Below are 26,782 nucleotides of genomic sequence, written 5' to 3'. Positions count from 1 at the left end.
GTTAGCTGCTAAGTAGCGTGCAGGGGGGTGGTTGAGGAGAACTTGCATGGCACGTGGTCCGGGATTGCGGAAGGCGCTGGCGGAAAAGTTCGACGACGAACTCAAATTCTTCAAAGGCTGGATCGACAAGCCGAAGACCGTCGGCTCGATCGTGCCGACAAGCTCCATCACCGCCCGCAAGATGGCTTCGATCGTCAATCCGAAGTCCGGCCTGCCGGTGCTTGAGGTCGGCCCGGGCACGGGCGTCATCACCCGCGCCATCCTCGCCCAGGGCGTGAAGCCCGAAAATCTCTATGCGGTCGAATACAACACCGATTTCGTGCGCCACCTGCGCCAGCTCTATCCCGGTGTCAACGTCATCGAGGGCGACGCCTTCAATCTCAATGCGACGCTCGGCGACAAGCGAGACGTGGTCTTCGATTCCGTCGTCTCCGGCGTGCCGCTGCTCAACTTCCCGGTCGCACAGCGAATCGCCTATATCGAAAGCCTGCTCGACCGCATCCCGGTGGGGCGGCCGATCGTACAGCTGACCTACGGGCCGCTGTCGCCGATCCCGCCCGGCCGCGGCGACTACACGGTCAAGCATTTTGATTTCATCTTCCGCAACATCCCGCCGACGCAGCTGTGGATCTACCGCCGCGAGGCGCATTGATTCGAGTGATCCTTGGCTGTACCTGTCCCGGGTACAAGGTTGGCCAATGGCAGTGATTCCGAAAATCCTCGTCTTTGCCGGCTCGGTGCGCAGCGGCGCCTTCAGCGGCAGGACCGCCGATGTGGCGCAGAAGGAGCTGGCCATGCAGGGCGCCGAGGTGACGCGCATTTCGCTGGCTGACTATACGCTGCCGATCCTGGACGAAGATCTCGAAAAGGAAAAAGGCGTTCCCGACAATGCCGTGAAGCTTGGCCGTCTGATCGCCGCCCATGACGGACTGCTGATCGCGACGCCGGAATATAACGGCTCGATCCCGCCGCTGCTCAAGAACACGATCGACTGGGTAAGCCGGGTGCGCACGGATAGTGGCCGCACGTTCAGGCCGTTTGCCGGCAAGGTCGCCGGGCTGTGCTCGTCTTCCAACGGACATTTCGCAGGGATACGCTGCATCAACCATCTGCGCGCCGTGCTGGTGCGCTGCCGGATGGAAGTGGTGACGCCGGAATGCTCGGTAGCCGATGGCGGCAGTGCCTTCGACGCCGACGGCAATTTCAGGGATGAGAGACTGAACAAATCGATGGAGCACCTATGCCGCACGCTGATGGAAACCTCGCGCATGCTGTCGACCCGGATCGGGGCATGATTGCCGGAGCCATGCAGGCACACACCATGAGAGACAGGCTGATTGTCGGCCTCGACTTGCCGACGGTGAAAGAAGCCGAACATGCGGTGCGCGAGCTCGATGGCGTCGTCTCCTTCTACAAGATCGGCTATCAACTGGCCTTCGCCGGCGGGCTAGACTTCGCCAGGGAGCTGGCCAGCGGCGGCACCAAGATCTTTCTCGACATGAAGCTGCTCGACATCGACCACACCGTGGCCAAAGGTGTCGAGAACATCGTGCGCATGGGCATGACCATGCTTACCATCCATGCCTATCCCAAGGCGATGCGTGCCGCGGTGGAAGCCGCCAAGGGCAGCGATCTCTGCCTGCTGGCGGTCAGCGTGCTGACCTCGATGGACGAGCAGGACGTGATCGACGCCGGCTATGAATACGATCCGCACACGCTGGTGCTGAGGCGAGCCGAACAGGCGCTGCATGCCGGCATGGGTGGCGTCGTCTGCTCGGCCGAGGAGGCGGAAGCGGTGCGCCGCATCGTCGGCCCCGACCTGGCGGTGGTGACACCCGGCATCCGGCCCAAGGGCAGCGACCACGGCGACCAGAAGCGGGTGGTGACGCCTGGCCAGGCAATCCGCAACGGCTCCAGCCATCTTGTTGTGGGCCGCCCGATCGTCGCTGCAAGCGACAGGCGTGCAGCGGCGGAGGCCATACTGGAAGAGATGCGCGCCGCCTGACATTTTTCGAACCAGGAGAAGAACAATGCCAAAGGGATACTGGATCGCCCGCGTCGATGTGCGCGATGCTGAAGGCTACAAGGATTATGTCGCGGCGTCGAAGCTCGCCTTCGAGCGCTTCGGCGCGAAATTCCTGGCGCGCGGCGGCGAGCACGAAAAGGCCGAGGGCCAAGGCCGCGCCCGCAACGTCATCATCGAATTCGAATCGCTCAGCGTGGCGCATGATTGCTATCACTCGCCGGAATACCAGCGCGCCGTCGCCATCCGCCAGAAGGTGGCCGACGGCGAGATCGTGCTGGTGGAGGGGGTCTAGAGCATTTCACCGTTTCACGGGAAACGGCGAACCGCTCTATCTCCTTGTTTTGACGCAATTCCGTACGGAAAACCGCTCACACTTTTCCTGGAATTGCTCTAGCGCTTGAACCGGTTAGTGGCGGTTGCGGCCATCGCATCGGTCAGTGTCATGCCCCACTGTGTTCGGCAATAGGCACGGAAATCGAAGCAGGGTAGACCGGGGCAGACCTCGAACTCGATGAGGTGGACGTGATCGTCGGCCTCGACCCTGAAGTCGATGGAAAACACGTCGCGCAGGCCAAGCCCGCTCATTAGTCGCTCGGTAATACGACGGATGGTTGCCGCGGCGGCCGGCTGGGCGTCGATGACCGGCTCCAGCACCGGTTCGCTGTAGAGCCCGGCTGCCTTGGCGGCCTCGCCGGTGTCGCCGTAAAGCGCCATCGAGTCGGCCATGGTCTGGAAATCGCCGCCGGAATCGACAAAGGCGATGCCGAGCGCTTCGGCGCCGGTTTCCGGCTCAAGCCCGAGGAAGCTGGCGCGGACATTGCGGCCGGTGACATAGGGCTGGACGACGACATCGTCGCGATAGGCGGCATAGACACGCCGGCTAAGTTCCAGCGCGTGCTGCAGCTCGTGGCAGCGCGAATCCGGCCAGATGCCGACCTTGGAGCCGAGCCTGTTGGGCTTGACGAACCAGCCGGCGGCTGATGGCGGCGGCTCGGTCAGCCAGCGGCCGTCGCGGGCGAGGCCGGCCTGCGGCACCGGCAGGCCGAGCGCGCCGAGCACGGCGCCGGAACGGAACTTGTCCTGGCAGAGCGCGAACAGCGCATCGTCGGCGCCAATGGTTTTGAGCCCACTCAGCCTGGCGAGCGCCGGTGCCACCGCACCGCGGAAATAGGCGATGCCGTCGGTCAGCGTCCAGACCAAGGTCGTTTCAGGATCGGCTTTCGCCAGCGTTGCTGCCGCATCGTCGAGTTCGACCGGCAGGAAGGCGAGGCTTCGTCGCTCGCAAGCGGCGGCAAGTTCATCGAATTCGGGGGCAAGATCGGTCGATTGCGCCAAATAGGACGAGATTTCCAGGGCACGCTCGGCAGGAAAGCCATCGGCAACCAGTCGATCGAAACAGGCCTTTTCCGGCTCGTGGACGAGGATCAGGGTCGGGTGGTTCTGCGGCATTGAATGGTCGGCTCCCGGCGATAGAGGCTATTACCATCGCACGGCAAGCACCATCGGCTTGCGTGAAACCGACCGGGCCGGGCGGTTGCGTGACAACCCTCACCCGAAGCACTGGTGCCTCTCAGGCGATCAGCACGCGTGGCTCGAAGCGGCCGTTGACAGGGATGTCGAGCAGGAAGGTCATGCCGGCCTGCGGGTCGAGCTTGCGCTGCTTGTGGTCCTTGCCCTTCCAGGCCGAGGTCACCGCCAACCGGTCGGCCTTGAAACCGACAAAGGCCGGGCAAGAGGACTGCGTCGCCGGCATCGGGATTTCGCGCAGCAGCGTGCCGTCGGGCGCATAAGCCTTGACCGCCTTGCCGCCCCAGACGGCGTTCCACAACACGCCGTCGCGGTCGACGACCGAGCCGTCGACATAGCCCTTCGAGGAGCGGTGGTCGACGAACACTTTCGATTCGCCAACCGGCAGGCCGGTCGCCGGATCGCAGGCGACGCGCATCAAAAGACCGGTCGCGGTGTCGGTGTAGTAGGCAATCGTCCCATCCTGCGAGAAACAAATCGAGTTCGACACGGTGATGCCGGTGTAAAGCGTACGCAGCTCGCCTTTGAAGAACCAGTAGATCGAGCCGGCGCCCTTGCCCTCGTTTTTGGCCATGGTGCCGACCCAGAAGGCGCCGCAAGGGTGGACACGCGAATCGTTGGAGCGCGTCAGCGCATTGTCGGCTTCGATGGCCGTATGCAGCGTCAGCTTGCCGGTCGAGACATCACGGACGTGCAGGCCGGTCTCGGTGGCGATAAGCCGGCGCTTGTCGTCGATGATGGCGATGGCGCTGGCCATCTGGCCGAGCTCATGGACTTTCAGCACAGCTGAGGTGACGCCCTGCTCCAGCAAAAGCCCGTTGACGATGTCGAACCAGAACAGCGTATCGGTGGCCGGATCGTAGCTCGGCCCCTCGCCGAGTTCGCAGATATGATCCGAGAAGACCGAAACCTTGTCCATCATGCCTCTCCGCCGAACGCCGCATCCCAGGCCATCACCGCCGCCCGGGCACGCGTGGCCACCTCGTCGACGCTCATGCCGGGTTTGAACAGGCTGGAGCCGAGGCCGAAAGCGGTCACCCCAGCCGACTTGTAGCCGGCAAAGTCTTTCTCCGAAACGCCACCGACCGCGCCGACCACGGTGTCGGCAGGCAGCACGGCGCGCATCGCCGAAATGCCGCCGGCGCCAAGCACGCTTGCCGGGAAGAATTTCAGCGCCGAGGCGCCAAGCCGGATGGCCAGAAACGCTTCGGTGGGGGTGAACACACCGGGCATCGTCACCATGCCATGGTGCATGGCGCGGGCCATGACCTCGGCATCGATGTTAGGGCTGACCAGCAGTTTGCCGCCGGCCTTGGCCAAAGCGTCGACATCGGCTGAAGTCAGCACCGTGCCGGCGCCGACCAGCGCCGTCCTGGGCAACGCCGCGACAATGCTGGCGATCGAGACGAACGGCTCGGGCGAATTGAGCGGCACTTCGATGGCCTCGATGCCGGCATCAAACAGCGCCTGGCCGATGGCGACAGCCTCGCCAGGCCTCAGCCCGCGCAGAATGGCGACAAGACCACGCTTGAACTTCGGGAAAGGTGCGGTCTGGATCACGCGCTCACTCCATTTCTGGCAATCATGCCATTTTCCCGCGCGGCCTCGATCAGGCCGGCACGCACCGCCTCGTCGGCGTCGACCGTCCTCACGGCAAGACCTGCCAGGTCGAGCGCCTGCCGGTAAAGCGCGGCAAGCGCACCGGAGGCGACCAGCACGATTGCGGTGGCGCTTTCGCCGTAGCGGCGGCCTGCCGAGGCGATTTCGCCGCCGATCAGCAGGCCGGACAGGCACGCGGCGGCGTCACCTGCCTTGAGGTCCTGCAACAGGCCGGCGGCGCGGATCGAGAACAGCCGCGAGGTGACATCGCCGCCCTCGGCCAGCGCCTTGCGGCACCAGTCCTGGAAGAATGGATTGTCAGCTGTGACCGGCTTCGGGGCCTCGCCCAGCGAATGACGCAGGATCGAATGCTGGGCCAGCACCGAGAACAGTTCGCCGGTCGGCCAGGTGCAGAAGCCATCGACCGCGCCATCCTCGACCAGAACCCATTTCGAATGGGTGCCGGGCATGCAGACGAGATGGCGCCCCTTAGCCGGCAAACCGGCGCCGGCAAGCTGGGTTTCCTCACCGCGCATCACATCCGGCGCGTCTTCCAGGCGCTGCGCCAGGCCAGGCACGATGCGGATGTCGCGGCTGAGGCCAGGAATGCGGGCGGCACCCGCGAGAATGGCTCCGATCGGCGCCGGCACGGTGACGTAGGGGGCTTCCAGCCAGCCCTGGCGCGAACCGGCCATGCCGCAGATGATGACCGGCAGTGTGTCAGGTGCGCCAAGCGCCGCCAGATGTCCCTCAAGGATGGTGGCAAAACCCTTTTGCTGCGCGGTGATCAGGCCGTCATCGCCGCGACGTTCGGCAAGCACCCCACCCGCCTCGTCGATCAGCCAGACCCGCATACGGGTCGTGCCCCAGTCGACGGCGGCGACTGCCGGGCCTTTGCCCGCTGCTGCCTGGCTTGTCGGGCTCACAGGAAACCTCCGTCGACGATCAGCATTTGCGCCGTCAGCATGCGCGAGGCGTCGGAAGCCAGGAACAGCACGGTGCCGACGATGTCCTCGGGCTGCATGACCTGCTTGATGCATTGCTTGGCGACATGGGCGGCAAGCCCCTGTTCGGTGACCCAGAGTTCCCTTTGCCGCTCGGTGATCACCCAGCCCGGCGCAATCGCGTTGACGCGGATGCCATCGACGCCGAGCTTGCCGGCGAGGCCTTTGGTGAGACCGAGGATGCCGGCCTTGGCGGCGGTGTAGGCCGGCATGTCAGGATGGTTGATGAGATAGGAGGTCGAGGTGAAGTTGATGATCGAGCCGCCGCCGGCCCGCTTCATGCCCGGCGCCACCGCCTGCGCGGTGAAAAAATGCGGGCGCAGATTGACGGCGAGATTGTTGTCCCAGAATTCGACGGTGACTTCAGCGACATCGTGGCGCTCGTCCCACGCGGCATTGTTGACCAGCACGGTGACGTCGCCATGCACTTCTGCCGCCCGGGCAGCAGAGGCGCGCAACGCCTCGACATCGCGCAGATCGGTCTTGAGGTAGAGCGGCCGCCGGCCAAGTTCCTTTTCGACGCGGTCGGCAAGCAGCGTGCTTGGGCCATCGGCGATGTCGATGAAGGCGACATTGGCGCCCTGGCGAACAAAACCCTCGGTCAGCGCCGCACCAATTCCGGAACCGCCGCCGGTGATCAGCACCGAGGCGTCCCTGAGGTCGGCAAAATCCGCCGATGGCATCATATTTTCTTACTCCGATCCGGTCGGCGCGCATCCTAGCCAGCCAAGTCCGGGGAGCAAGGGCGAAACCGGCGATTTGTTCGCCTTATGTCAGACAAAAAGACGCAAGCCGATGGGCAAAACCCGCTCGGCGCACGGCAGACCGGAGATCAGATGGCCTTGGCGTAGAGGGCGCCGCGATAGGAATCGCGGAGATAGCCGAGCGTGGCGTCGGCATCGACCGGCTTGCCGAACAGATAGCCCTGGCCGCCGGCGCAGCCGAACTGGACGAGGCGGTCGGCCTGCGCCTCCTCCTCGATGCCTTCGGCGACGACGTCCATGCCGAGCCCCTCGCACATGGCGAGAATGGCGCGGATGATGTGCTCGGACGGACGGTCGTCAAGGATCGAGGAGACGAAGGCGCGGTCGATCTTGAGCTTGTCGAAGTGGAATTCGCGCAAGCGGCCGAGAGAGGACTGGCCGGTGCCGAAATCGTCGAGCGAGACGCGGATCCCGACGCGGCGCAGATCCTCGACGATCTTCTCCGCCGAGGCCGGATCGTTCATCAGGCCGGTTTCGGTGATCTCGATCTCGAGCCGGCGCGGATCGAAGCCGGTGCGGTCGAGGATCGACAATATGTGCAGGCCGGTGTTCTGGTCGACGAGCTGCGAGGGCGACAGGTTGAAGGACAGGAACAGGTCCTTCGGCCAGCTGCGCGCCGCTTCGGTCGCCTTGCGCAGCACCAGCTGCGACAGCGGGCCGATGATGCCGCGCTCCTCGGCGATGGGAATGAACACGGTCGGCGGGACGACGCCGAGGTCGCGATCGGTCCAGCGCGCCAGCGTCTCGAAACCAATGGTGCGGCGGGTGTTGAGGTCGACGATCGGCTGGAAATGCGGCTCCACCTCGCCGGCCGAGACGGCGCGGCGCAGCGCCTGCTCGATGCGGGTGACGCGTTTGGCCGCCTCTTCCATCTCTCTGGTATAGACGACGACGCGGCCACGGCCCGAACGCTTGGCATGGTAGAGCGCCGTTTCGGCCTTGTTGACGAGGATTTCCGTGGTTTCGTCGCCGGAATAGAACAGCGAACAACCGACCGAAGCCGAAAGCCTGGCGGTGCGTTCGCCGACATCGTAGGGCGCCGACAGGATTTCGATCATCATGCGCGACTTCTCGGCTGCGGCTTCCTCCGAGAACACCATCGGATAGAGGAAGGCGAATTCGTCGGCGCCGATGCGGCAGACAGTGGAGTGGCTGTCCATCGAGGCGCGCAGCCGCATCGCCACCTGGATCAATATGTCGTCGCCGGCCTTGTGGCCGAACAGATCGTTGATTGGCTTGAAGCCGTCGAGGTCGAGAATGCCGACGGTGAAGGGCGCGGGATCGTCTGCACGGTCGCTGATCAGGCGGTCGACCTTGTCGAAGAAGCGGCGATGGTTGCCAAGCCCGGTCAGCGTGTCGGTGAACGCCAGATCCGAGTTTTCCCTGCTTGCCTGCCCGGTGCCAAACGTCGTTTGCATCGGTATCCCTGTTTTTGACGTCCGAAATTTACGCTGAGACTGGCAGCAAAGCGTTTAGGAACCGTATCGCGAAATCGATTTTTCGCTGGCGAATGACGCTTTAGCGGACGCGGTAGAGTTCGACCGGGTTTCCACGCGTTTCGGCCAGCGGTTCCAGCCAATCGGGGACGCCTCCCTGCATCAGCTGGGCCAGGAAGCCTTGCGGCGCCTTGGCGGCGAGCACCTTGCTTTCGGCGCTGCCGCGGCATAGCGCCACCAGGCCGACATGGTGCTGCGCCACGATCGCCTTGGCCTGGTCCACCGATCCGAGGAAGGCATCGAGCGCAAGCAGGTCGCCGGCGATGTTGCGATGATAGGGGCCGGCAAAGACACGGTGGCCGGAATAGGCCAGGATGGGCGAGCCGAGATTGGAAATGGCAAGCACCGTGGTGTCCGGCAGCCCGGCCAGCGTCGCGAAGGAGGCCTTGCGCGTGCAGGCCGGATCGGCATCCTTGGCCTCGGCGGAGACCTTGTCGGCCTCGAATGCGCTCGAGGTCGCGGCGGCAGCGCCGGCCCAGACGGCATTCACCGACACCAGCCAGACTGCCGCCATACGCAGCGACACGCTGCGCGAAGGGCTGATGCTCGCCCGTTCGCGCCAGCTTGCAATCCAGGCCGAAAGCGGGATGACGGCAAAGGCGATCGAGAATGTCGAGCCGCGGACCTGCCAGGCGCTGACGATGAAGGCGGCGGCCAGCAAGGCGCCGACCAGGCTGTCCTGGCGGCGCCACGGTCCGCGCAGGCGAAGCGCCATCAGTGCGATCGCCACCAGCGGCGTGACATAGCGCGCCGCCACGGAGGCCGGGTCGCTGACGACGATATGGAACAGCGACTGTGCCTCATCGATGTGGTCGAGCCACAATTCCTTGAGGCGCGGATCGAGGTTTGCGTAGGGCGCGGCAAGGCACTGCGGGAACAGCGCCACGACGACGGCGCCCAGCACAAGCGCGAGCAGGCCGAGCGAGATCAGGCGGCGGCTGGCTGTGGCACTGGAGGCCTTGAGCGACGTCACGACGGCAAGGCCCAGTCCGGCGATTGCCGCAACAACGAATTGCACGGCCGAAAAGGCATCGCACTGCGCCTGGCCCCAGGCCGATGGCGGGATGGTGGTGACGAAGACGAGTGCCGAAACCTCGGCGAAGCCGAGACCGAAGTCCCTTGCGATCCGGTGCTCGCCACCGGGATCGACGACAAACAGCAAGGCGATGCAGGCGCCGATGGTGGCGACATAGGGCGCGGTTTCCATGCCGACGGCCAGCGTGAGCGCCGCGCACAGGCCCGAAATCAGCGCCGCCCAGCGGTGCGTGGGCGCCTCGAGCAGCAGGGTGAGGCTGGCCAGGGTCAGAGTCAGCTGGACATTGTGATGATCGAGCGCACCCGGCAAGAAGATGCCGATGAAATGCAGCGCCGCCGCGCCGATGACGATTGCGGGCAGTACGGCGCCGGCGCCGGCAAAGCTGCGCGCCGCGCGGGCGAGGAAGAACACCGCCAGGAAAAACAGCAGCGCCGGCCACAGCACCTGTGCGATCGCCTCGGCCATGGCCATGCTGCCGGTCAGCGACGAAGCGGCGAGGATGATGGCGGCGAGCAGCGCATCGACAAGCCGCGACCAATGCATGACGAAGCCGCCTTCCGGCCCCATCCGGTACTGATGCAGGTCGAACCAGCCTTGGCCGGCCAGCATATCGCGAACCTCGACCAGCCGCAGCAGGCTGTCATTGTCGCCGCCGGCATTGCTCAGTTCGCGAAAGCCCGTGGCGGCATTGACGGCCAGCGCCACCAGCATGGCAAGCAGCGCCAGCGTCATATCGGACTTCCAGGAGGAAGCACCCGCCTTGGCTGCGTTCATCATCATGGCCTTTGTCGGAAAGAAGCTCGGCTTAAACCTAGCCTTAACAGCTTCAATAAATAGTAAAGTCGCCCGAGCGAGGCCGCATTTGAGCGCGGCCGGAGGCTCCGCTGGGCATCGGGAGACGGAAATGCCGCACGAAGTCCGCCACGAGCCGGCCATTGCCGTGCTCCTGCCCTGCTACAATGAGGAACTGACCATCGCCGAGGTGGTGCGGCGGTTTCGCGAGACGCTGCCGTCGGCCGCGATCTATGTTTATGACAACAATTCCAGGGATTTGACCGCGCTCAAGGCGCGCGCGGCCGGCGCCATCGTCATCCGCGAGCCGCGTCAGGGCAAGGGCAATGTCGTGCGGCGCATGTTCGCCGACATCGATGCCGATATCTATCTGATGGCCGACGGCGACGGCACGTATGCGCCGGAAGATGCACCGCAGCTTATCAACATCCTGCAGACCGAGCGCTGCGACATGGTGGTGGGTACCAGGCGCGGCGTCGCCGACGATGCCGGCCGTTCCGGCCATGCGTTCGGCAATCGCATCTTCAACAGCCTCTACAAGCGGTTGTTCGGCACCGACTTCACCGACATCTTCTCCGGCTACCGCGTCTTCTCCAGGCGTTTCGTCAAGAGCTTTCCCGCCGTTTCCGGCGGCTTCGAGATCGAGACCGAAATGTCGGTGCATGCCTCGCAGCTCAAGCTGCCGGTCAGCGAGATCGCGCTCGACTATGGCCGCCGGCCTGAGGGATCGTCGTCCAAGCTGTCGACCTATCGCGACGGTGCCAGGATCCTGTGGATGTTCGCCATGCTGATGAAGGAGACGCAGCCGCTGCGCTTCTTCGGCGCCTTTGCGATTTTCTTCCTGGCATCGAGCCTTACCCTGATGACGCCGGTGCTGATCGAATTCGCCCAGACCGGCCTCGTGCCGCGCATGCCGACCTGGGTGCTGTCGGTCGGCCTGCTGCTGTTGTCAATGCTTGCGATGATGACCGGACTGATCCTCGATTCGGTATCGCGCGGGCGCGCCGAACAGAAGCGCATTTTTTATCTCTCGGTCCCGTCGGGCCGGGTCGAACGGCGCGAGCGCACGAGCGAAACCGCGAAGGCCGAACCGGGCAAGACGCCCCGGGCCGCCTGAGGCCGTGGGCAGGCTCGCCCGCTTCGTCTTTGCCGGCGCTGTCGGCTTCGTCGCCGACGCCGCGGCACTCTGGCTGCTTTTGGCCGTGACGCCGCTCGGCGCCTTCGTCGCGCGCTTGCTGTCGATCGGCTTTGCGCTCTGCGTCACCTGGCAGATCAACCGGCACCTGACGTTTTCGCCGTCGAGCCGCGGCGTAACGCAGGAGGGTGCGCGCTATGGCGGCGTCGGTGTCGCCACCAGCATCGTCAACTATGTCGTCTATTGCGCCATCCTGTTCGCGCTGCCGGCAATGCCGCCGCTGGCGGCACTTGCGATCGCCTCGCTGGTGGCCATGGCGCTGTCCTTCCTCGGTTACTCCCGGCTGGTCTTCGACCGCTAAGGGTCTGGGCCAAGCAAGCGCGATTGGCAGAAGCCCCCGATTTCCGTATATCGGCGGCATAGCCCGCTGGAGACTGAAAGATGCCCCTGAAGATCGCTGTCCAGATGGACCATGTCTCCACCGTCTCGATCGCCGGCGACACGTCGTTTGCGCTGTCGCTGGAGGCACAGCGGCGCGGCCACCAACTGTTCCACTATACGCCCGACCGGCTGTCGATGCTGGGCGGGAAGGTGTTTGCCCGCATCGAGGAGATGAAGCTCCGCGACGAGAAGGGCAATCACTACACGCTGGGCGACAAGGTGCGCACCGACCTGTCGGAGATGGACGTGATCCTGCTGCGCCAGGATCCGCCCTTCGACATGAACTACATCACCACCACGCATATCCTCGAGCGCATCCACCCGAAGACATTGGTCGTCAACGACCCGGCCTGGGTGCGCAACAGCCCGGAAAAGATCTTCGTCACCGAATTCCCCGACCTGATGCCGGAAACGTTGATCACCAAGGATCCGCAGGAAGTCGCCGCCTTCCGCAAGCAATTCGGCGACATCATCGTCAAGCCGCTCTACGGCAATGGCGGCGCCGGCATCTTCCATCTCAAGGAGGACGACCGCAACCTCGCCTCGCTGCTCGAGATGTTCGCCCAGCTGTCGCGCGAGCCCTATATCGTGCAGCGCTATCTGAAGGATGTGCGCAAGGGCGACAAGCGCATCATCCTGATCGACGGCGAGGCGGTCGGCGCCATCAACCGGGTGCCGGCCGACCACGATTCGCGCTCCAACATGCATGTTGGCGGCCGCGCCGAAAAGACCGAGCTGACGGAACGCGAACGCGAGATCTGCGCCAGCATCGGACCATCGCTGAAGGAACGCGGTTTCATCCTCGTCGGCATCGACGTGATCGGCGACTACATGACCGAGATCAACGTGACCTCGCCCACTGGTGTGCGCGAAGTACAGCGTTTTGGCGGCGCCGACATTGCCAGCCTGTTCTGGGAGGCGGTGGAAGGGAAGCGGAAATAGAGCAGTTTCACGGAACCACAGAACCGCTCTATCTCTTTGCTTTCACGCAATTCCTGCGGGAAAACCGTTTCATACCTTGCCCTAGATCACAATGAAATCGTCCGCGGTGACCCAGGTGCCCGGGTCGACGGCGGCAAACTTGACAGCCGCCGCGCCGCCTACCCCGTCCACATCGAACAAAAGGTCGCCGGTCACGTCGTTGTAAAGGATGTGGTCGCTGTCGTCGATGGCTTGGTGACCCATCGCGAAGGCCGCAGCGAAAAGCGGGCCGGCCTGCAGTCCGACAAACACGGAGCTGTCCAGGCGGATCATATCGTCTTGCGCATCGAAGTCTTCGATCCTGTCGCAGTTCGCCAGTCCACGCGCGTCGAACACGAAGACATCCCTGCCCTCGCCGCCGGCCAGCCGGTCGCGGCCGGCGCCGCCATTGAGGATGTCATCGCCAAGCCCGCCGCGCAGGTCGTCGGAGCCGGCGCCGCCGTCGAGGGCGTCGTCGCCCTCATCGCCACGGATGCCGTCCGTGCCCGCGCCGCCGCTTATGACGTCATTGCCGGCGCCGCCCTTCAGCCAATCAGTGCCCGCGCCGCCGATGAGGATGTCGGCGCCGGTGCCGCCGAACAGCTGGTCATCGCCGGCGCCGCCGTCGAGCGTATCGTTGAACGACGTGCCGATGACACGGTCGCCACCGCCCAGCGCGGTGACGAGCGCGGCACGATCGTGGGCTCCATAGTTCACTGTGTTCGCGGCTTCGGTCAGCGCGATGGATTCGGCCGGTGGAGCAACCGCGATCGTAATCGTCGCCAGATTGCTGTTGCCCTGGCCGTCCGTGGCGTAAACCGTAAAGCTGTCAGTGCCGACGAAGCCCGCCTCGGGTGTGTAGTCGAACAGATTGCCGTTCAGAAAGTCGGCATGATAGTGCAGGCTGTTGCCATAGTGACCCTGGTGAAACGGATAGTGGTTGCCGTCGAAACGCGTGCTTTGCTCAAAGGTGCCGTGGTCCGGCCCATCGACGACGACAAAGCTCAGGAGATCATAGTCGGCATCGGCGGCGCTGAATTTGATGTCGTCGAGAAATTCCCCCTGCGAAACCGACACATTCAGATTGGCGACCGTGGGCGCATGGTTGACGAAGGTGTCGGGCTGCAGCGTGCCGCCCTCCAGGATGATCTGGTGCTGGCCGTATTGGGTGTTTTCGCCGCCGAAATACTCGTTCGCCCCGATCCAGGTGACAGTGATGGTGTCGGGGCTGTCGGCGTTGACCGAGACGATCCGGGCCGACAGGTAGGCTGCCTGGTCGGACAGGGTGCGGAGAAGATTGCCGTCGTTGTCGAAGACCTGCGTCTCGACCGTCGTCCAGGTCTCGGTCCTGCCCTCATTTGTGAAGCTGGTGATGGTGAAGAAGCCGTCGAAGACATCGACCGAAGCCACGTCGATCCCGCCGAACGGGAAATCGGGCTTTGCCCCTATCGGCCCGATCACGTCGCCGTCGGGTTCCGTGATGCTGAAAAGCACCGCGTCTGGGCTTGGATTGGGATAGTCGGGTTCTTCCCATACGGTGAGCTGACTGCCATTGCTTAAGGTCGGCATCCTGTTTTCCTCGCTTTGGCGCCTGGACGCGCTGCGGATGTCCCCCAGTCCCAACCATACCATAGTATGCGAGTCGGATCGGTGACACCCAACCGCGCCGCGCCTTTGTGGTTAATTCTGTCTCGGGCGAAGGCAGGCGTCGGCATCGTATGGTGCCGGAAGGACGGCGACACTTGCATGTTCCTGTAATGTTCTTGCCTTGGCCTGAAATCTATGGTTGTTTTAGCTGACATCGCTCGCGGTCTGATCAGAAAGGCCCGAGCGAGCCGGTATCCGGGGGCTTGAACAAATGGTGGCGCGGGTTCGCACGGTTGCTTTCCAAGGCATCGAAGCCGTGCCGGTCGATGTCCAGGTGATGATCGCGCCGGGCAAGGTCGGCATGCACATTGTCGGCCTGCCCGACAAGGCGGTGGCCGAGAGCCGCGAGCGGGTGCAGGCGGCACTGCATGCGTCCGGCCTGTCGATGCCGTCGAAAAAGGTCACGGTCAACCTGGCGCCCGCCGACCTGCCCAAGGAAGGCAGCCATTACGACCTGCCGATCGCGCTCGGCCTGATGGCGGCGCTTGGCGCCATCCCGGGCGACATGCTGGCCTCCTATGTCGTGCTCGGCGAATTGTCGCTCGACGGCACCATTGCCGCGGTCGCTGGCGCCCTGCCGGCGGCGATCGGCGCCAATGCCGAGGGAAAGGGGCTGATCTGCCCGTTCGGCTGCGGACCGGAAGCAGCATGGGCGGGCAAGGATTTCGACATATTGGCGCCGCGCAGCCTGATTGCGATTGCCAATCATTTTCGCGGCACGCAGGTGCTGTCGCGGCCCGAGCCCGGCATTCATGTCTCGGCGCGCGACCTGCCCGACCTCTGCGACATCAAGGGCCAGGAGAGCGCCAAGCGGGCGCTGGAAGTGGCGGCCGCCGGCGGCCACAATCTGCTGATGGTCGGCCCGCCAGGCTCGGGAAAATCGATGCTGGCGCAGCGCCTGCCCTCGATCCTGCCGCCGCTGGCGCCGAAGGAGCTTCTCGAAGTCTCGATGATTGCCTCGGTGGCGGGCGAACTCGGCGAAGGCAAGCTCACCGACCGGCGGCCGTTCCGCGCTCCACACCATTCGGCTTCGATGGCGGCGATGGTCGGCGGCGGCCTCAGGGTGCGGCCGGGCGAGGTCTCGCTCGCCCATCACGGCGTGCTGTTCCTCGACGAATTCCCCGAATTCTCGCCGCAGACGCTGGATGCGCTGCGCCAGCCGCTGGAGACCGGCGACTGCATGATCGCGCGCGCCAACCACCGCGTCACCTATCCGGCGCGCATCCAGCTGGTGGCGGCGATGAACCCCTGCCGCTGCGGCATGGCCGGCGAACCCGGCTATCGCTGCCTGCGCGGCGAGCGCTGCCGCACCGACTACCAGGCGCGCATTTCAGGCCCGCTGCTCGACCGCATCGACCTCAGGATCGAAGTGCCGGCGGTCTCGGCCGCCGACCTGATCCGCCCCGACCGGGCGGAAAAGAGCGCCGCCGTAGCCCAGCGCGTGGCACGTGCGCGCACCATCCAGCGCGAGCGCTTCGAACGGCTCGGCGTCACCAGCGCGACCACCAATGCGCATTGCTCGCCCTCGATCATCGAAGACATCGCCGTGCCGGATGCAGCCGGCCTGTCGCTGCTGAGAGACGTCAGCGAAAAGCTCGGCTTTTCGGCGCGCGCCTATCACCGCGTGCTGAAAGTGGCGCGCACGCTGGCCGACCTCGACGCCAGCGAGACCGTCGGCCGCATCCACCTGGCCGAGGCGATTTCCTATCGCATGATGTCGGAGCGGGTGGCGCAGGCGGCGTAGATCCCTCCCCCTTGAGGGGAGGGTGGCCGCGAAGCGGCCAGGTGGGGTCGCCGAAGATGGCTCGACCTGCCGAGCTCAGTACAGGCCTCAACGATGACATTGCTTGGAGTGTCCGCCGAAAGGGCTGGCGCACGTCACGCACGACCCCACCCGGCCCTTTGGGCCACCCTCCCCTCAAGGGGGAGGGGGACGCTGGCGCTCAACCCTTCGCCTTCAGCTCTAGCCGCCGTGCATGCAGCACCGGCTCCGTATAACCATTCGGCTGTTCGCGGCCCTTGAACACCAGGTCGCAGGCGGCCTGGAAGGCGATGGAACTGTCGAAGTCGGCGGCCATCGGCCGATAGAGCGGATCGCCGACATTCTGCAGGTCAACGATTGCCGCCATGCGGCGCAGCGAATCCATCACCTGAATCTGCGAGCAGACCTTGTGGTGCAGCCAATTGGCAATGTGCTGCGAGGAGATGCGCAGCGTGGCGCGATCTTCCATCAGGCCGACATCGTTGATGTCCGGCACCTTGGAGCAGCCGACGCCCTGGTCGATCCAGCGCACGACATAGCCCAGAATGCCTTGCGCATTGTTGTCGAGCTCCCGCTGGATTTCATCCGGAGTCCAGTTCGGGCGCACCGCCACCGGCACCGAAAGGATGTCATCGAGCTTGGCCTTTGGCCGGCTCTTCAGCGTCACCTGGACGGCATGAACATCGACCTTGTGATAGTGGGTGGCGTGCAGCGTCGCCGCCGTCGGCGACGGCACCCAGGCGGTGTTGGCGCCGGCCTTGGGATGGGCGATCTTCTGTTCCAGCATCGCCGCCATCAGATCGGGCATCGCCCACATGCCCTTGCCGATCTGGGCGTGGCCGGCGAGACCACATTCCAGGCCCGTATCGACATTCCAGGCCTCATAGGCGGAAATCCAGGCAGCCTGTTTCATGTCGCCCTTGCGGATCATCGGCCCGGCTTCCATCGAGGTGTGGATCTCATCGCCGGTGCGGTCGAGGAAGCCGGTGTTGATGAACACGACGCGCTCCTTCGCAGCGCGGATCGCCTCCTTGAGGTTGACGGTGGTGCGCCGCTCCTCGTCCATGATGCCCATCTTGATGGTGTTTTTGGCCATGCCGAGCAGCGCTTCGACGCGGTCGAAAATCTCGACGGCGAAAGCCACTTCCTCAGGCCCGTGCATCTTGGGCTTCACCACATACATCGAGCCGGCGCGGGAATTGGCGCGGCGGCCGTTCGCGCCGACATCGTGCAGCGCGATCAGCGCCGTCATCGCCGCATCCATGATGCCTTCCGGCACCTCATGGCCGTCGCGGTCGAGAATGGCGGGATTGGTCATCAGGTGGCCGACATTCCTGACCAGCATCAGCGAGCGGCCAGGCAAGCTCAGCGCGCCGCCATTGGGCGCGGTCCAGACGCGGTCGGGGTTGAGCTTGCGGACAAAACTCTTGCCGCCCTTGGTGATTTCCTCGGCGAGATCGCCCTTCATCAGGCCGAGCCAGTTGCGGTAAACCACGACCTTGTCTTCGGCATCCACCGCCGCGACCGAATCCTCGCAGTCCTGGATGGTGGTCAGTGCCGATTCCAGGATGACGTCGGCAATGCCGGCCGGATCCGTGCGGCCGATCTGGTTGGTGCGGTCGATCAGGATTTCGATGTGCAGGCCGTTCTGGGTAAGCAAAATGGCTCCAGGATTGGCGGGCTCACCGCGATAGCCGGCAAACTGTTTCGGGTTGGCCAGCGTGGTGCCGCCGGCGCCGGCACTGAGCCGCAAGATGTTGCCCTGGACGGTAAGCCCGTTCACCCCTGCCCATTTGCCCGAGGTGAGCGGCACGGACTCGTCGAGGAAGTTTTTCGCCCAGGCCACCACCTTGGCGCCGCGCGCGGGGTTGAAGCTCTTGCCCTTCTCGGCCCCGCCGGTTTCGGGAATGGCATCGGTGCCGTAGAGTGCATCGTAGAGCGAGCCCCAGCGGGCATTGGCGGCGTTGAGCGCATAGCGCGCATTCATCACCGGCACCACCAGCTGCGGCCCGGCGACGACGGCGATTTCGGGGTCGACATTGTCCGTGCTGACGCTGAAGGCCGGGCCTTCGGGAACGAGATAGCCGATCTCCTTGAGGAAAATCTTGTAGGCCTCCATGTCGATGGGCGCGCCATTGGCACGGTACCAGGCGTCGAGCTTCTCCTGCATGGCGTCGCGTTTGGCCAGCAGCGCCCGGTTCTTCGGCGCCAGATCATGCACGATGGCCGAAAACCCGGTCCAGAAAGCGTCGGCCGCAATGCCGGTGCCCGGCAGCGCTTCGTTGCCTACGAAGTCGTGCAATTCGCGGGCAATCCGCAATCCGGCGATCTCGACGCGATCGGTCATCAGGGCTTCTCCAGATGAAAGGCTTTGCGGCCTTTGGCATGTCAGGGGTGAAGGGTCAATTCAGCTTAGGGTGAAGGTGGGGGGAATTGCGGCTGGCGGAGCTGATAATCTCCCCCCTTGAGGGGGAGATGGCCGCGGAGCGGCCAGAGGGGGTCGGTCCGACTGGATGAGACCTGATTGCCACCGATGAGGTTAGCGCTTCACGCGAGACGACCCCCTCTGTCGCCTTCGGCGACATCTCCCCCTCAAGGGGGGAGAATACCCCTACACCGCAATCCTTGGCCGGCCTGACGCCACCGCCACCACATGCGCTTCGATGAACATGCGCTGAGCCTCGACCGTGGAGACGCGGAATTCGGTGGCTACTTCGATCTCGGCATTGTCCGTGCCGGCATCCTTCGCCCGCTCCGCAACGATCGCCCGCACATCGGCTTCCGCCGCCGCGATCGCCTTCCCCTCGTCGGTGAAATCCCGCACCGTTTGCCCCGAGGCGAGGCGGAACAGGCCTTCCTTGGGCTGGCTGACGCGGGCTTCCGCCGAGACGCGGACCTGGCCGACGACGGCGCCGAGGGCGTTGGCGACGTCGGTGTCTTCCGGCACCACGCATTCATTGCCGACGAGCTCGGCCAGGCCGGCATAGTGCAGCGGCGCCGAGGCGCCGAGGCCGATGACCGGGCGGTCGAGCGCGACGCTGAGGCGTGCTATGCCGGGATGGGCATCGACGGCGCGCTGCACCAGCGCATGCGCGACGGTGGCAGCGCCATCCAGCCCGTCCTCGGCAAAGGCGGTTTCCAGAATGTATTCGGCCGACCAGCGCGTCAGCGTCACCAGCACGCGTTCGGAGATTACTTCCGGCGAGGCGGCAATGTTCTGGCCGCGGCCGTCGCGCTTGCGAGCGAATAGTTCGGCGCCGAGGCGAGCGGTGGCAGCATCCCAGTTGGCCTGCTTGCCCAGCACATGGGCGGCGTCCGAAGGCGTAAAGCCGGAGACGTGCACGAGGCCGCGCGAGACCAGCCGGTTCAGCGTGGCGTTCTGGGCGTTCGAGGCCAGCAGCCTGTCGATGGCCAGCGGCACAGTGCCGATCTGCTCGTAGAGTTTGGCCTCGGGCGCGGTCAGACCGGCGGCGAGCCTGTCCGGCACGCCGGTGCGCAGCGCGAAGCGGCCATCCATGCGGCCGGGATTGGGCGCGCGGAGCTGGCGTTCGAGTTCCGATGTCACTGCAACGCCATGCATCATTCCGGCCAGCGCCAACGGCACAAGGCGGCGCGGGCCGAGCAGGATCTTCGGGTTGAGTGCGCCGTCTTCCAGCGCCACTTCGGAATCGCCGCCGAGGCCGAAGGTGCGCATGGCCACCGCCTCGACCATGGTGCGGAAACCGCCGACGGTAGCGCCTTCCGGATCGAGGCGCGGGCGGCCGCCATCGAGCACGGCGACATCCGTTGTGGTGCCGCCAATGTCGGAGACCATGGCGTTGTTCAAGCCCGTCATGTGGCGGGCGCCGACCAGGCTGGCGGCCGGGCCGGACAAAATCGTCTCGATCGGCCGCTGGCGGGCAAAGGCGGCCGAAACCAGCGCGCCGTCGCCGCGCACCACCATAAGGGGTGCGGCGATCTTGCGCGCCTCGAGAAAGCCCTCAGTCGCCGCCACCAGCCGGTCGATCATCGAGATCAGCCGGGCGTTGAGCAAAGTGGTGAGCGCGCGGCGCGGGCCGCCGAGCTTGGCTGACAATTCGTGGCTGGCGGTGACCGGCAGGCCGGTCTTTTCGCGGATCAGGTCGCGCGCGGCAAGCTCATGCGCCGGATTGCGGGTGGCAAAATAGGCGCAGACGGCAAAGCCAGACACCGAAGCGCCGAGTTCGGGCAGCGCCGCCTCGAGGCCTGCGAGGTCGAGCTTGGCCGCATTGCCATGGACATCATGGCCGCCCTGACAAAACACCACCGGGTCGGTGCCGAGCGCGGTCTTCAACCCGTCGCGGGCAAGGTCGGCTTCGGTAAAACCGATCATGATCAGCGCCACGCGACCGCCCTGGCCCTCGACCAACGCGTTGGTGGCAAGCGTCGTCGACATCGACACCAGTTTGATCGAGGCCGGGTCGGTGGCGGATTTCTCCAGCACCGCGTCGACCGCACCGGAAATGCCGACGGCAAGGTCGTGCCGCGTGGTCAGCGCCTTGGCCTTGGCCAGCACCTTGCCTTTGGGACCACCTTGTTCCGACCACAGCACGGCATCGGTATAGGTGCCGCCGGTGTCGATGCCGAGGAACAGGGGTTTGGGTTTGGCGGTCATTTCTGGCGGTCCGGAATTCTGTTCCCCCGCCCTTAGCCGATACGGCCCCGCGGATAAAGGCGGGAGAGGTGGGCCAGTTTGACCCTCCTCCTCGCCGCTCATGCCCGCCAAATTTTGTAACGGTCACATTTTTTCATTGGTGCGCGGCCTGCCTTTGCGTGCACCATGCGCCGATCTCATCCCTCTCAGGACTTCGTCATGACCACGCTTCCCGGCATTGCCGACATCCACGCCGCCGCCGCGCGACTCTCCGGCCTGATCGTCGAAACCCCGCTGATCGAATCGTCGGAACTCAACAAGCGCTTCGGCGGGCGCATCCTGTTCAAGCCGGAGACGCTGCAGCGCACCGGCTCGTTCAAGTTTCGCGGCGCCTACAACAAATTGTCGACGCTGAGCGAGGAAGAGCGCGGCCGCGGCGTGGTCGCCTTTTCTTCCGGAAACCATGCTCAAGGCGTCGCCGCTTCCGCCGCGATGTTCGGCGTCAAGGCAGTCATCGCCATGCCCGCCGATGCGCCGGCAATGAAGATCGCCAACGTTCGCAAGATGGGCGCCCAGGTGGTGCCGTTCGATCGTTTTCGCGACGACCGCATGATCGTGGTGCGCCCCTATATGGACAGAGGCATGGTGCTGGTGCCGCCCTTCGACGATCCGGCCATCATCTCAGGCCAGGGCACGATCGGCCTCGAACTGATGCGCCAGGCCAATGCGCTCGGCGTCAGCCTCGACGCGGTTCTCATCCCTTGCGGTGGTGGCGGCCTGTCGAGCGGCATTTCGATTGCGGTCAAAGACGCCTCGCCAGATACGGCCGTCTGGGCGGTGGAGCCCGAGCATTTCGACGACACCCGCCGCTCGCTGGCCAAGGGCGAAAGGGTTTCGAACGAACCCGGCCACAGCTCGATCTGCGATGCCATCCTAACCGCTGAGCCTGGCGCCATCACTTTCGAGATCAACCGCAAGAACCTGGCCGGCGCGATCGCCGTCTCCGACAAGGCGGCGGCGCAGGCGATGCGCGACGCCATGGCCCATCTAAAACTGGTGGTCGAGCCCGGCGGCTGCGTCGCGCTGGCAGCGCTCTCGTCAGGCGAGATCGAGCTGTCGGGCAAATGCGTGGCCGTGGTGCTGTCGGGCGGCAATGTCGATTTCAGCACCTATGCCGAGATCATGGCCGCGGCCTGATAACCGAGATGGCAGACTCTGACATAAGAGCGGCTCTGGATCGCCATTGGGCTGCCTCCGATGCCAATGATTTCGAGGCGGAGCATCAGATCTATCGCGACGACGCGGTGCTCGACTATCCGCAGTCGGGCGAGCGCATTCGTGGGCGGCGCAACATCCAGTCGTCGCGTGCCGCGCAGCCCAACCAGAAGCGCTTCGCGGTGCGGCGGATCATCGGCGCCGGCGATCTCTGGATCACCGAATATGTCCTGACCTATGACGGCGTTCCCTCCTATACGGTGAGCATCATGGAGTTCGTCGATGGCAAGGTGGCCCGCGAGACCCAGTATTTCGGCGACCCGTTCGAGCCGGGACCTTCGCGCGCGCAATGGGTCGAGCGGATATCTTGAAGCCAGGCGGCGATAGCATGACCGGCCACCGCCCGCTCGACCGCGCAGAACTGCCGGAAGATACGGCCGCTCTCGCCCGCCACCTCATCGGCAGACTGGTGGTGCGGGAGCTGCCGGAAGGCATTGTCAGCGGCCGCATCGTCGAGACCGAAGCCTATGTCGTCGGCGACGCCGCCGGCCATGGTTATCGCGGGATGACGCCGCGCAATCGCTCGTTGTTCCTCGAGGCCGGACACGCCTACGTCTATCTCGCCTATGGCGTCTCCTGGATGCTTAACGTCTCGAGCGAGAAGGCGGGGACCGGCACCGGCGTCCTGATCCGGGCGCTCGAACCGCTCGAAGGCATTCCGCTTATGCAACAGAACCGAGGTGTCGAGCGCTTGCGTGACCTGGCGCGCGGGCCGGGACGGCTTGCCCAGGCCTTGCGGATCGACCGTTCGCTCGACGGCCTCGATCTGTGCCGGCAAGGCCCGCTATGGCTGGCCGAAGATGAGCATCAAGCCGGCGACATCGGCCAAGGCATCCGCATCGGCATTACCAAGGATGCAGACCGCCCGCTGCGATTTTACGTCAAGGGGAGCCCTTTCGTCAGCGGTCCAAAATCGCTCAACCCCTTGAGAGCCTAGTCGAGTGTCCGCCTGAACCGCACCAATGCGACGCCGGCAAACAAAGCTACGAACGCAACCAGCCAGGTGATCTCGCCCGCCACCGCCGGCAGCTCGGCGCCTTTCAGCATCACCGCGCGGGTGATGCGCAAAAAATGCGTCAGCGGGAAAATCTCGCCAAAGATCTGCGCCCAGCCCGGCATGCCGCGATAGGGGAACATGAAGCCCGACAGCAGGATCGACGGCAGGAAGAAGAAGAAGGTCAGCTGCAGTGCCTGCATCTGCGTGCGGGCAATGGTCGAGATGGTGTAGCCGAGAAGCACCAGCGCCAGCACGAACACCAGAACGGCGGTGAGCAGCAGCGACATCGAGCCGGTGAACGGGATGGCAAACAAAAGCTTCGACGCTGCCAGCACCACCACCACCTGCACCGCGCCGACCGCCAGATAGGGCAGCACCTTGCCCAGCATGATCTCGAGCGGGCTGGACGGCATGGCCAGCAGGTTCTCCATCGTGCCGCGCTCGGTCTCGCGCGTCAGCGCGATCGAGGTCATCATCACCATGGTCATCTGCAGGATGACGCCGAGCAGCCCGGGAACGATGTTGTATTGCGAGATGCCTTCCGGGTTGTAGCGCCGGTGCACCACCACGTCGAGCTGGCCCCTGGCGTTCTCGGCCGCCGCCTCCTGCATGCCTTGCGCCCGAAGCAGCGCCTGGCTGGCGACGGTGCTTAGAGTCGAGATGGCGCCGCTGGCGGCGGCCGGATCGGTGGCGTCGGCCTCGATCAGGATCTGCGGATTGTCGCCGCGTTCGACCCGACGGCCGAAATCGGCGGGGATGGTGACGACGAAGGAAACGTCGCCGCGCGCCATCAGGAATTCGGCTTGCTCGGCACTTTGCGCGACATGGTCGAAGCGGTAGTAGCCGGTCGTCTGCAGGGCCGCGACAATGGCGCGGGTGTAGGGGTCGTTGCTGGTCGCCACGAGTGCGGCAGGCAGGCTTTTGGGATCGTTGTTGATGGCATAGCCGAACAGCACCAGCTGTAAAAGCGGCACGCCCAGCATCATGGCGAAGGTGATGCGGTCGCGCCGCATCTGGATGAATTCCTTGATCAGCAGCGCACCGAGCCTGGCGAAGGAGAAGACGCTGTTCATGCCATATTGTCCTTCGAGCCGGACATGAACTGGATGAACACATCCTCGAGGCTGGTCTCGCCGGATTTTACGCTGACGCCCTTGTGCTGCTTTTCGACATCGGCAAGCGCCTTTTCAAGGGCCGCCTTGTCGGAGCCAACGACATGCAGCGTGGCGCCGAACGGCGCAACCTGGTCGACGCCCGGCCGTTCCTTCAGGGCATCGGCGACCTGGTCGAGGTGCGGCCCCTGCAGCACGAAGGTGGTCAGCCCGGCATTCTTCACCACCTCGTCCACCGTGCCGGTGGCCAGCATCTTGCCATAGGATATGTAGCTGATGCGGTGGCAGCGCTCGGCCTCGTCCATGTAATGGGTGGAGACCAGCACCGTCAGCCCGCCGCTGGCGAGGCGATGGATCTCGTCCCAGAACTCGCGCCGCGCCTTCGGGTCGACGCCGGCGGTAGGCTCATCGAGCAGCAGCAGCTTCGGCTTGTGCATGATGCAGGCGGCCAGCGCCAGGCGCTGCTTCCAGCCGCCCGACAGCGTGCCGGCGAGCTGGTTGCGCCGCGTCGTCAGGCCAAGTTCTTCCAGCGTGCGCGCCACATGCTCCTCGACCGGCTTCAGCCGGTAGAGCCGCGCCACGAATTCGAGGTTTTCGCCGATCGTCAGATCCTCGTAGAACGAGAATTTCTGCGTCATGTAGCCGACTTCGCGCTTGATCCGGAGCGACTCGGTGCGGATGTTCAATCCCAGCACCGTGCCTTCGCCCTCGTCGGGCGTCAGCAGGCCGCACATGATGCGAATCGTCGTCGTCTTGCCCGAGCCGTTCGGCCCGAGAAAGCCGACGATCTCGCCTTCGGCCACCGTCATCGTCACATGGTCGACGACGGTCTTGTCGCCGAAGCGCTTGACCAGGCCATGAACGTCGATGGTGTTCATTTTGCTGAGGCCGCCAGTTCGACATCCACGATCTGCCCCGGCTGCAGCGCTTGTGCATCACCCTCCGGCCGCGCCTCGACGAGGTAGACCAGCTTCTGCCGGTTCTCGAGCGAATAGATGACCGGCGGGGTGAATTCCGGATCGGGCGAGACATAGCTGACGCGCGCCTTCACGCCCTCGCCGCAGCCGTCGCAATGGACGGAAAGCAGCGTGCCGACCTTGATCGATGAAAAGGCTCTTTCCGGGATATAGACGCTGAGTTTCACGGCGCCGTCGGGCAGCATCGAGATGACGGGCGCGGTCGGGCCGGCGGTGTCGCCGGGGTTGCGGATGACGTCGTTGACGCGGCCGGGCGAGGGCGCCGCCAGCACCCGCTTCGACAGCCGCCACTCAGCCTGTTCCAGCGCCGACTGCGCCTGCTTGACCTGGTTGTCGGCCGCCTTAATCGTTTCGGGCCGCGCCGGCAGGCCGCCGACCGCGAGATTGGCTTCCGCCTGGCCGACCTGCGCATTGGCCGTCTCCAGCGTCGCCGACGCGGTGTCGTAGTCGGCCTGCGTGCCGGTGCCGCGCTTGAACAGATCGCTGGCGCGGTCATAGCGGCGCCTGGCGTCGGTGGCTTGCGCGCGGGCCATGTCGACCTCGGCCTTCAGCACGGCAATCTCTTCCGGTCTTTTGCCAACCTGCAGATCGGCAAGCTGCGCCTGCGCCTGGGCGAGCGCCGCTTCGGCTTGCGCCACGGCAATCTCGGCGTCGGCGCTTTCCAGCGTCACCACCGGCGTGTTGGGCTCGACACGGTCGCCGCGCTTGACCTTGACGGTCTCGACCTGCGCCACCTCGATCGGCGCCAGCAAGACATACTCGCCCTCGACATAGCCGACGGCCAGGGGTGCCGCCGGCGCGCAGGCGCTGAACAGCTGGGCCGCGAGCGGCAGGGAACAGAGAAAACTCATCGCTTGCCCTCCTTGCGGGCGGCGGCCTTGCGCGCGCCCAGCATGGCCTCGAGGTTGCCGGTGGCGACCGCCACCACCTTGGCGGCTTCCGCAGGGCCGATCTCGCGCCAGCCCATTCGGCGCAGCACCGCCTCGCGGCCGATGCGGAAATAGATGACCTGGCCGATCAGCGTGAAAACCGTGAGCTTGGTGGCCTCGCTCTCGGCCGGCTCGCCGGTCGCCTGTTCCCAGACCTGGCAGAGCCGCCGATGCGTCGGCTCGAACACGCCGGCATAGATGCGGTCGAGCGCCGCCGTGGGATGCGAGAGCTCGCGAAGTACAAATTGTACGATTTCGCCGGCCTCGGGACTCGCGACGATGAACCCCACCATGCGTTCCAGCGCGGCGACCAGCTGCGCCCTGGCGGCCTCGGGGGTGGACGGAGCCGACGCCGGCCCGATCGCCTGTCCGGCAATTGCCTGGATGGTCTCGACGATGTGGTCGGCGGCGGCCGCGCGCAGCCCTTCCTTGCTGCCGAAATGATAGGCGATGGAGCCTATATTGGCCTTGGCCTCCGCCGCGATCTCGCGCGTCGAGGTACCGTCGAAGCCCTGCCGTCCGAACAGTTTGAGCGCGGCCAGCACAAGTGCGGCGCGCGTCTGCTCGGCAGGCGATGTCTCCTGGCGGGGCGTTCTACCGGGTGTTGGTTTGATCATGTCAGTGACTTTAATCAATCGATTGATTAAAGTCAAATTGATTCTCTGTGCCGGCTTGCCATGTCGAGCCGCAG

The 26,782-nt window shown here is 65.0% G+C and carries 25 protein-coding genes; 11 read left to right on the top strand and 14 right to left on the bottom strand.

Annotation, left to right across the window (positions count from 1 at the left end):
- Nucleotides 1–46 precede the first annotated feature (46 nt).
- Genes pmtA through JQK88_RS03560 form a run of 4 tightly spaced genes read left to right on the top strand, consistent with a single transcriptional unit; the run spans nt 47 to nt 2,318 of the window.
- Entirely contained in the window at nt 47–652 is a 606-nt protein-coding gene (gene pmtA, locus JQK88_RS03575) for a phospholipid N-methyltransferase PmtA (RefSeq protein ID WP_203277448.1), read from the top strand.
- Between the two features lie 46 nt (nt 653–698).
- Nucleotides 699–1,295, top strand: a complete 597-nt coding sequence (locus tag JQK88_RS03570; protein WP_192257059.1) for an NADPH-dependent FMN reductase — start codon at nt 699–701, stop codon at nt 1,293–1,295.
- Entirely contained in the window at nt 1,292–2,005 is a 714-nt protein-coding gene (gene pyrF / locus JQK88_RS03565; RefSeq protein ID WP_203277447.1) for an orotidine-5'-phosphate decarboxylase, read from the top strand. The genes JQK88_RS03570 and pyrF overlap by 4 nt, the downstream gene beginning before the upstream one ends.
- Nucleotides 2,006–2,030: 25 nt before the next feature.
- Nucleotides 2,031–2,318, top strand: coding sequence for a DUF1330 domain-containing protein (locus JQK88_RS03560; protein ID WP_203277446.1), 288 nt, complete (start codon nt 2,031–2,033; stop codon nt 2,316–2,318).
- 98 nt (nt 2,319–2,416) lie between these two features.
- On the opposite strand, the gene JQK88_RS03555 is transcribed toward JQK88_RS03560, so the two are convergent.
- The 7 genes from JQK88_RS03555 to JQK88_RS03525 all read right to left on the bottom strand — a co-directional run bounded on the left by JQK88_RS03555 (nt 2,417) and on the right by JQK88_RS03525 (nt 10,232).
- The gene (locus JQK88_RS03555; protein ID WP_203277445.1) at nt 2,417–3,475 is read right to left on the bottom strand and encodes a D-alanine--D-alanine ligase family protein; all 1,059 of its coding nucleotides are present in this window, start codon (nt 3,473–3,475) and stop codon (nt 2,417–2,419) included.
- 121 nt (nt 3,476–3,596) lie between these two features.
- Nucleotides 3,597–4,472 carry an SMP-30/gluconolactonase/LRE family protein gene (locus JQK88_RS03550; RefSeq protein ID WP_203277444.1) on the bottom strand — a complete coding sequence of 292 codons (876 nt, stop codon included), beginning with the start codon at nt 4,470–4,472 and terminating at the stop codon, nt 3,597–3,599.
- Nucleotides 4,472–5,113, bottom strand: coding sequence for a 2-dehydro-3-deoxy-6-phosphogalactonate aldolase (locus JQK88_RS03545; RefSeq protein ID WP_203277443.1), 642 nt, complete (start codon nt 5,111–5,113; stop codon nt 4,472–4,474). The genes JQK88_RS03550 and JQK88_RS03545 overlap by 1 nt, the downstream gene beginning before the upstream one ends.
- Complete coding sequence (locus JQK88_RS03540) at nt 5,110–6,078, bottom strand: 2-dehydro-3-deoxygalactonokinase (RefSeq protein ID WP_312037227.1); 969 nt, start codon at nt 6,076–6,078, stop codon at nt 5,110–5,112. The genes JQK88_RS03545 and JQK88_RS03540 overlap by 4 nt, the downstream gene beginning before the upstream one ends.
- A complete protein-coding gene (locus tag JQK88_RS03535; protein WP_203277441.1) occupies nt 6,075–6,842 on the bottom strand; it encodes an SDR family NAD(P)-dependent oxidoreductase in 768 nt (255 codons plus the stop codon). The genes JQK88_RS03540 and JQK88_RS03535 overlap by 4 nt, the downstream gene beginning before the upstream one ends.
- Nucleotides 6,843–6,988: 146 nt before the next feature.
- Nucleotides 6,989–8,338 (bottom strand): putative bifunctional diguanylate cyclase/phosphodiesterase, encoded by a 1,350-nt coding sequence (locus JQK88_RS03530; protein ID WP_142867395.1) that lies wholly within the window; start codon nt 8,336–8,338, stop codon nt 6,989–6,991.
- Between the two features lie 100 nt (nt 8,339–8,438).
- Entirely contained in the window at nt 8,439–10,232 is a 1,794-nt protein-coding gene (locus JQK88_RS03525) for a GtrA family protein (RefSeq protein WP_246749725.1), read from the bottom strand.
- Nucleotides 10,233–10,356: 124 nt separating this feature from the next.
- On the opposite strand from JQK88_RS03525, the gene JQK88_RS03520 reads away from it, so the two are divergent.
- The 3 genes from JQK88_RS03520 (at nt 10,357) to gshB (ending at nt 12,762) form a co-directional block, all read left to right on the top strand.
- Nucleotides 10,357–11,361 (top strand): glycosyltransferase, encoded by a 1,005-nt coding sequence (locus JQK88_RS03520; RefSeq protein WP_203277440.1) that lies wholly within the window; start codon nt 10,357–10,359, stop codon nt 11,359–11,361.
- A gap of 4 nt (nt 11,362–11,365) precedes the next feature.
- Nucleotides 11,366–11,740 (top strand): GtrA family protein, encoded by a 375-nt coding sequence (locus tag JQK88_RS03515; protein ID WP_192257089.1) that lies wholly within the window; start codon nt 11,366–11,368, stop codon nt 11,738–11,740.
- A gap of 80 nt (nt 11,741–11,820) precedes the next feature.
- Nucleotides 11,821–12,762 carry a glutathione synthase gene (gene gshB / locus JQK88_RS03510; RefSeq protein WP_192257091.1) on the top strand — a complete coding sequence of 314 codons (942 nt, stop codon included), beginning with the start codon at nt 11,821–11,823 and terminating at the stop codon, nt 12,760–12,762.
- A gap of 81 nt (nt 12,763–12,843) precedes the next feature.
- Here the strand turns inward: gshB and JQK88_RS03505 are convergent, their stop codons facing one another.
- The gene (locus JQK88_RS03505) at nt 12,844–14,349 is read right to left on the bottom strand and encodes an Ig-like domain-containing protein (RefSeq protein WP_192257092.1); all 1,506 of its coding nucleotides are present in this window, start codon (nt 14,347–14,349) and stop codon (nt 12,844–12,846) included.
- A 289-nt stretch (nt 14,350–14,638) separates the two neighbouring features.
- Here JQK88_RS03505 and JQK88_RS03500 point away from each other — a divergent pair, with 289 nt between their 5' ends.
- The gene (locus JQK88_RS03500; RefSeq protein WP_203277438.1) at nt 14,639–16,171 is read left to right on the top strand and encodes a YifB family Mg chelatase-like AAA ATPase; all 1,533 of its coding nucleotides are present in this window, start codon (nt 14,639–14,641) and stop codon (nt 16,169–16,171) included.
- 199 nt (nt 16,172–16,370) lie between these two features.
- Here JQK88_RS03500 and JQK88_RS03495 read toward each other — a convergent pair whose 3' ends face one another.
- Together JQK88_RS03495 and JQK88_RS03490 are read right to left on the bottom strand one after the other, a co-directional pair.
- The gene (locus tag JQK88_RS03495) at nt 16,371–18,536 is read right to left on the bottom strand and encodes a malate synthase G (protein ID WP_192257106.1); all 2,166 of its coding nucleotides are present in this window, start codon (nt 18,534–18,536) and stop codon (nt 16,371–16,373) included.
- Between the two features lie 264 nt (nt 18,537–18,800).
- A complete protein-coding gene (locus tag JQK88_RS03490) occupies nt 18,801–20,822 on the bottom strand; it encodes a hydantoinase/oxoprolinase family protein (protein ID WP_192257108.1) in 2,022 nt (673 codons plus the stop codon).
- Nucleotides 20,823–21,020: 198 nt separating this feature from the next.
- Between JQK88_RS03490 and JQK88_RS03485 the strand changes: the two genes are divergently transcribed.
- The 3 genes from JQK88_RS03485 to JQK88_RS03475 are packed head-to-tail and all read left to right on the top strand — an operon-like array spanning nt 21,021 to nt 23,013.
- Nucleotides 21,021–21,998: a threonine ammonia-lyase gene (locus tag JQK88_RS03485; protein ID WP_192257110.1), complete on the top strand. Its 978-nt coding sequence runs from the start codon at nt 21,021–21,023 to the stop codon at nt 21,996–21,998.
- Nucleotides 21,999–22,006: 8 nt separating this feature from the next.
- The gene (locus JQK88_RS03480) at nt 22,007–22,387 is read left to right on the top strand and encodes a nuclear transport factor 2 family protein (protein ID WP_192257112.1); all 381 of its coding nucleotides are present in this window, start codon (nt 22,007–22,009) and stop codon (nt 22,385–22,387) included.
- Between the two features lie 17 nt (nt 22,388–22,404).
- Nucleotides 22,405–23,013 carry a DNA-3-methyladenine glycosylase gene (locus tag JQK88_RS03475; RefSeq protein WP_192257114.1) on the top strand — a complete coding sequence of 203 codons (609 nt, stop codon included), beginning with the start codon at nt 22,405–22,407 and terminating at the stop codon, nt 23,011–23,013.
- Here JQK88_RS03475 and JQK88_RS03470 read toward each other — a convergent pair.
- Genes JQK88_RS03470 through JQK88_RS03455 form a run of 4 tightly spaced genes read right to left on the bottom strand, consistent with a single transcriptional unit; the run spans nt 23,010 to nt 26,708 of the window.
- Nucleotides 23,010–24,146, bottom strand: coding sequence for an ABC transporter permease (locus tag JQK88_RS03470; RefSeq protein WP_192257116.1), 1,137 nt, complete (start codon nt 24,144–24,146; stop codon nt 23,010–23,012). The genes JQK88_RS03475 and JQK88_RS03470 overlap by 4 nt on opposite strands.
- Complete coding sequence (locus JQK88_RS03465; RefSeq protein WP_192257118.1) at nt 24,143–25,063, bottom strand: ABC transporter ATP-binding protein; 921 nt, start codon at nt 25,061–25,063, stop codon at nt 24,143–24,145. The genes JQK88_RS03470 and JQK88_RS03465 overlap by 4 nt, the downstream gene beginning before the upstream one ends.
- Nucleotides 25,060–26,013: an HlyD family secretion protein gene (locus tag JQK88_RS03460; RefSeq protein ID WP_192257120.1), complete on the bottom strand. Its 954-nt coding sequence runs from the start codon at nt 26,011–26,013 to the stop codon at nt 25,060–25,062. Before JQK88_RS03460 ends, JQK88_RS03465 begins: the two co-directional genes overlap by 4 nt.
- Nucleotides 26,010–26,708 carry a CerR family C-terminal domain-containing protein gene (locus tag JQK88_RS03455; RefSeq protein WP_192257122.1) on the bottom strand — a complete coding sequence of 233 codons (699 nt, stop codon included), beginning with the start codon at nt 26,706–26,708 and terminating at the stop codon, nt 26,010–26,012. Before JQK88_RS03455 ends, JQK88_RS03460 begins: the two co-directional genes overlap by 4 nt.
- Nucleotides 26,709–26,782: the final 74 nt, after the last annotated feature.

The organism is Mesorhizobium caraganae, assembly GCF_016836705.1.
In the GTDB taxonomy this organism is placed as follows: domain Bacteria; phylum Pseudomonadota; class Alphaproteobacteria; order Rhizobiales; family Rhizobiaceae; genus Mesorhizobium; species Mesorhizobium caraganae.
This window is presented reverse-complemented; position numbering and strand designations above follow the sequence as displayed.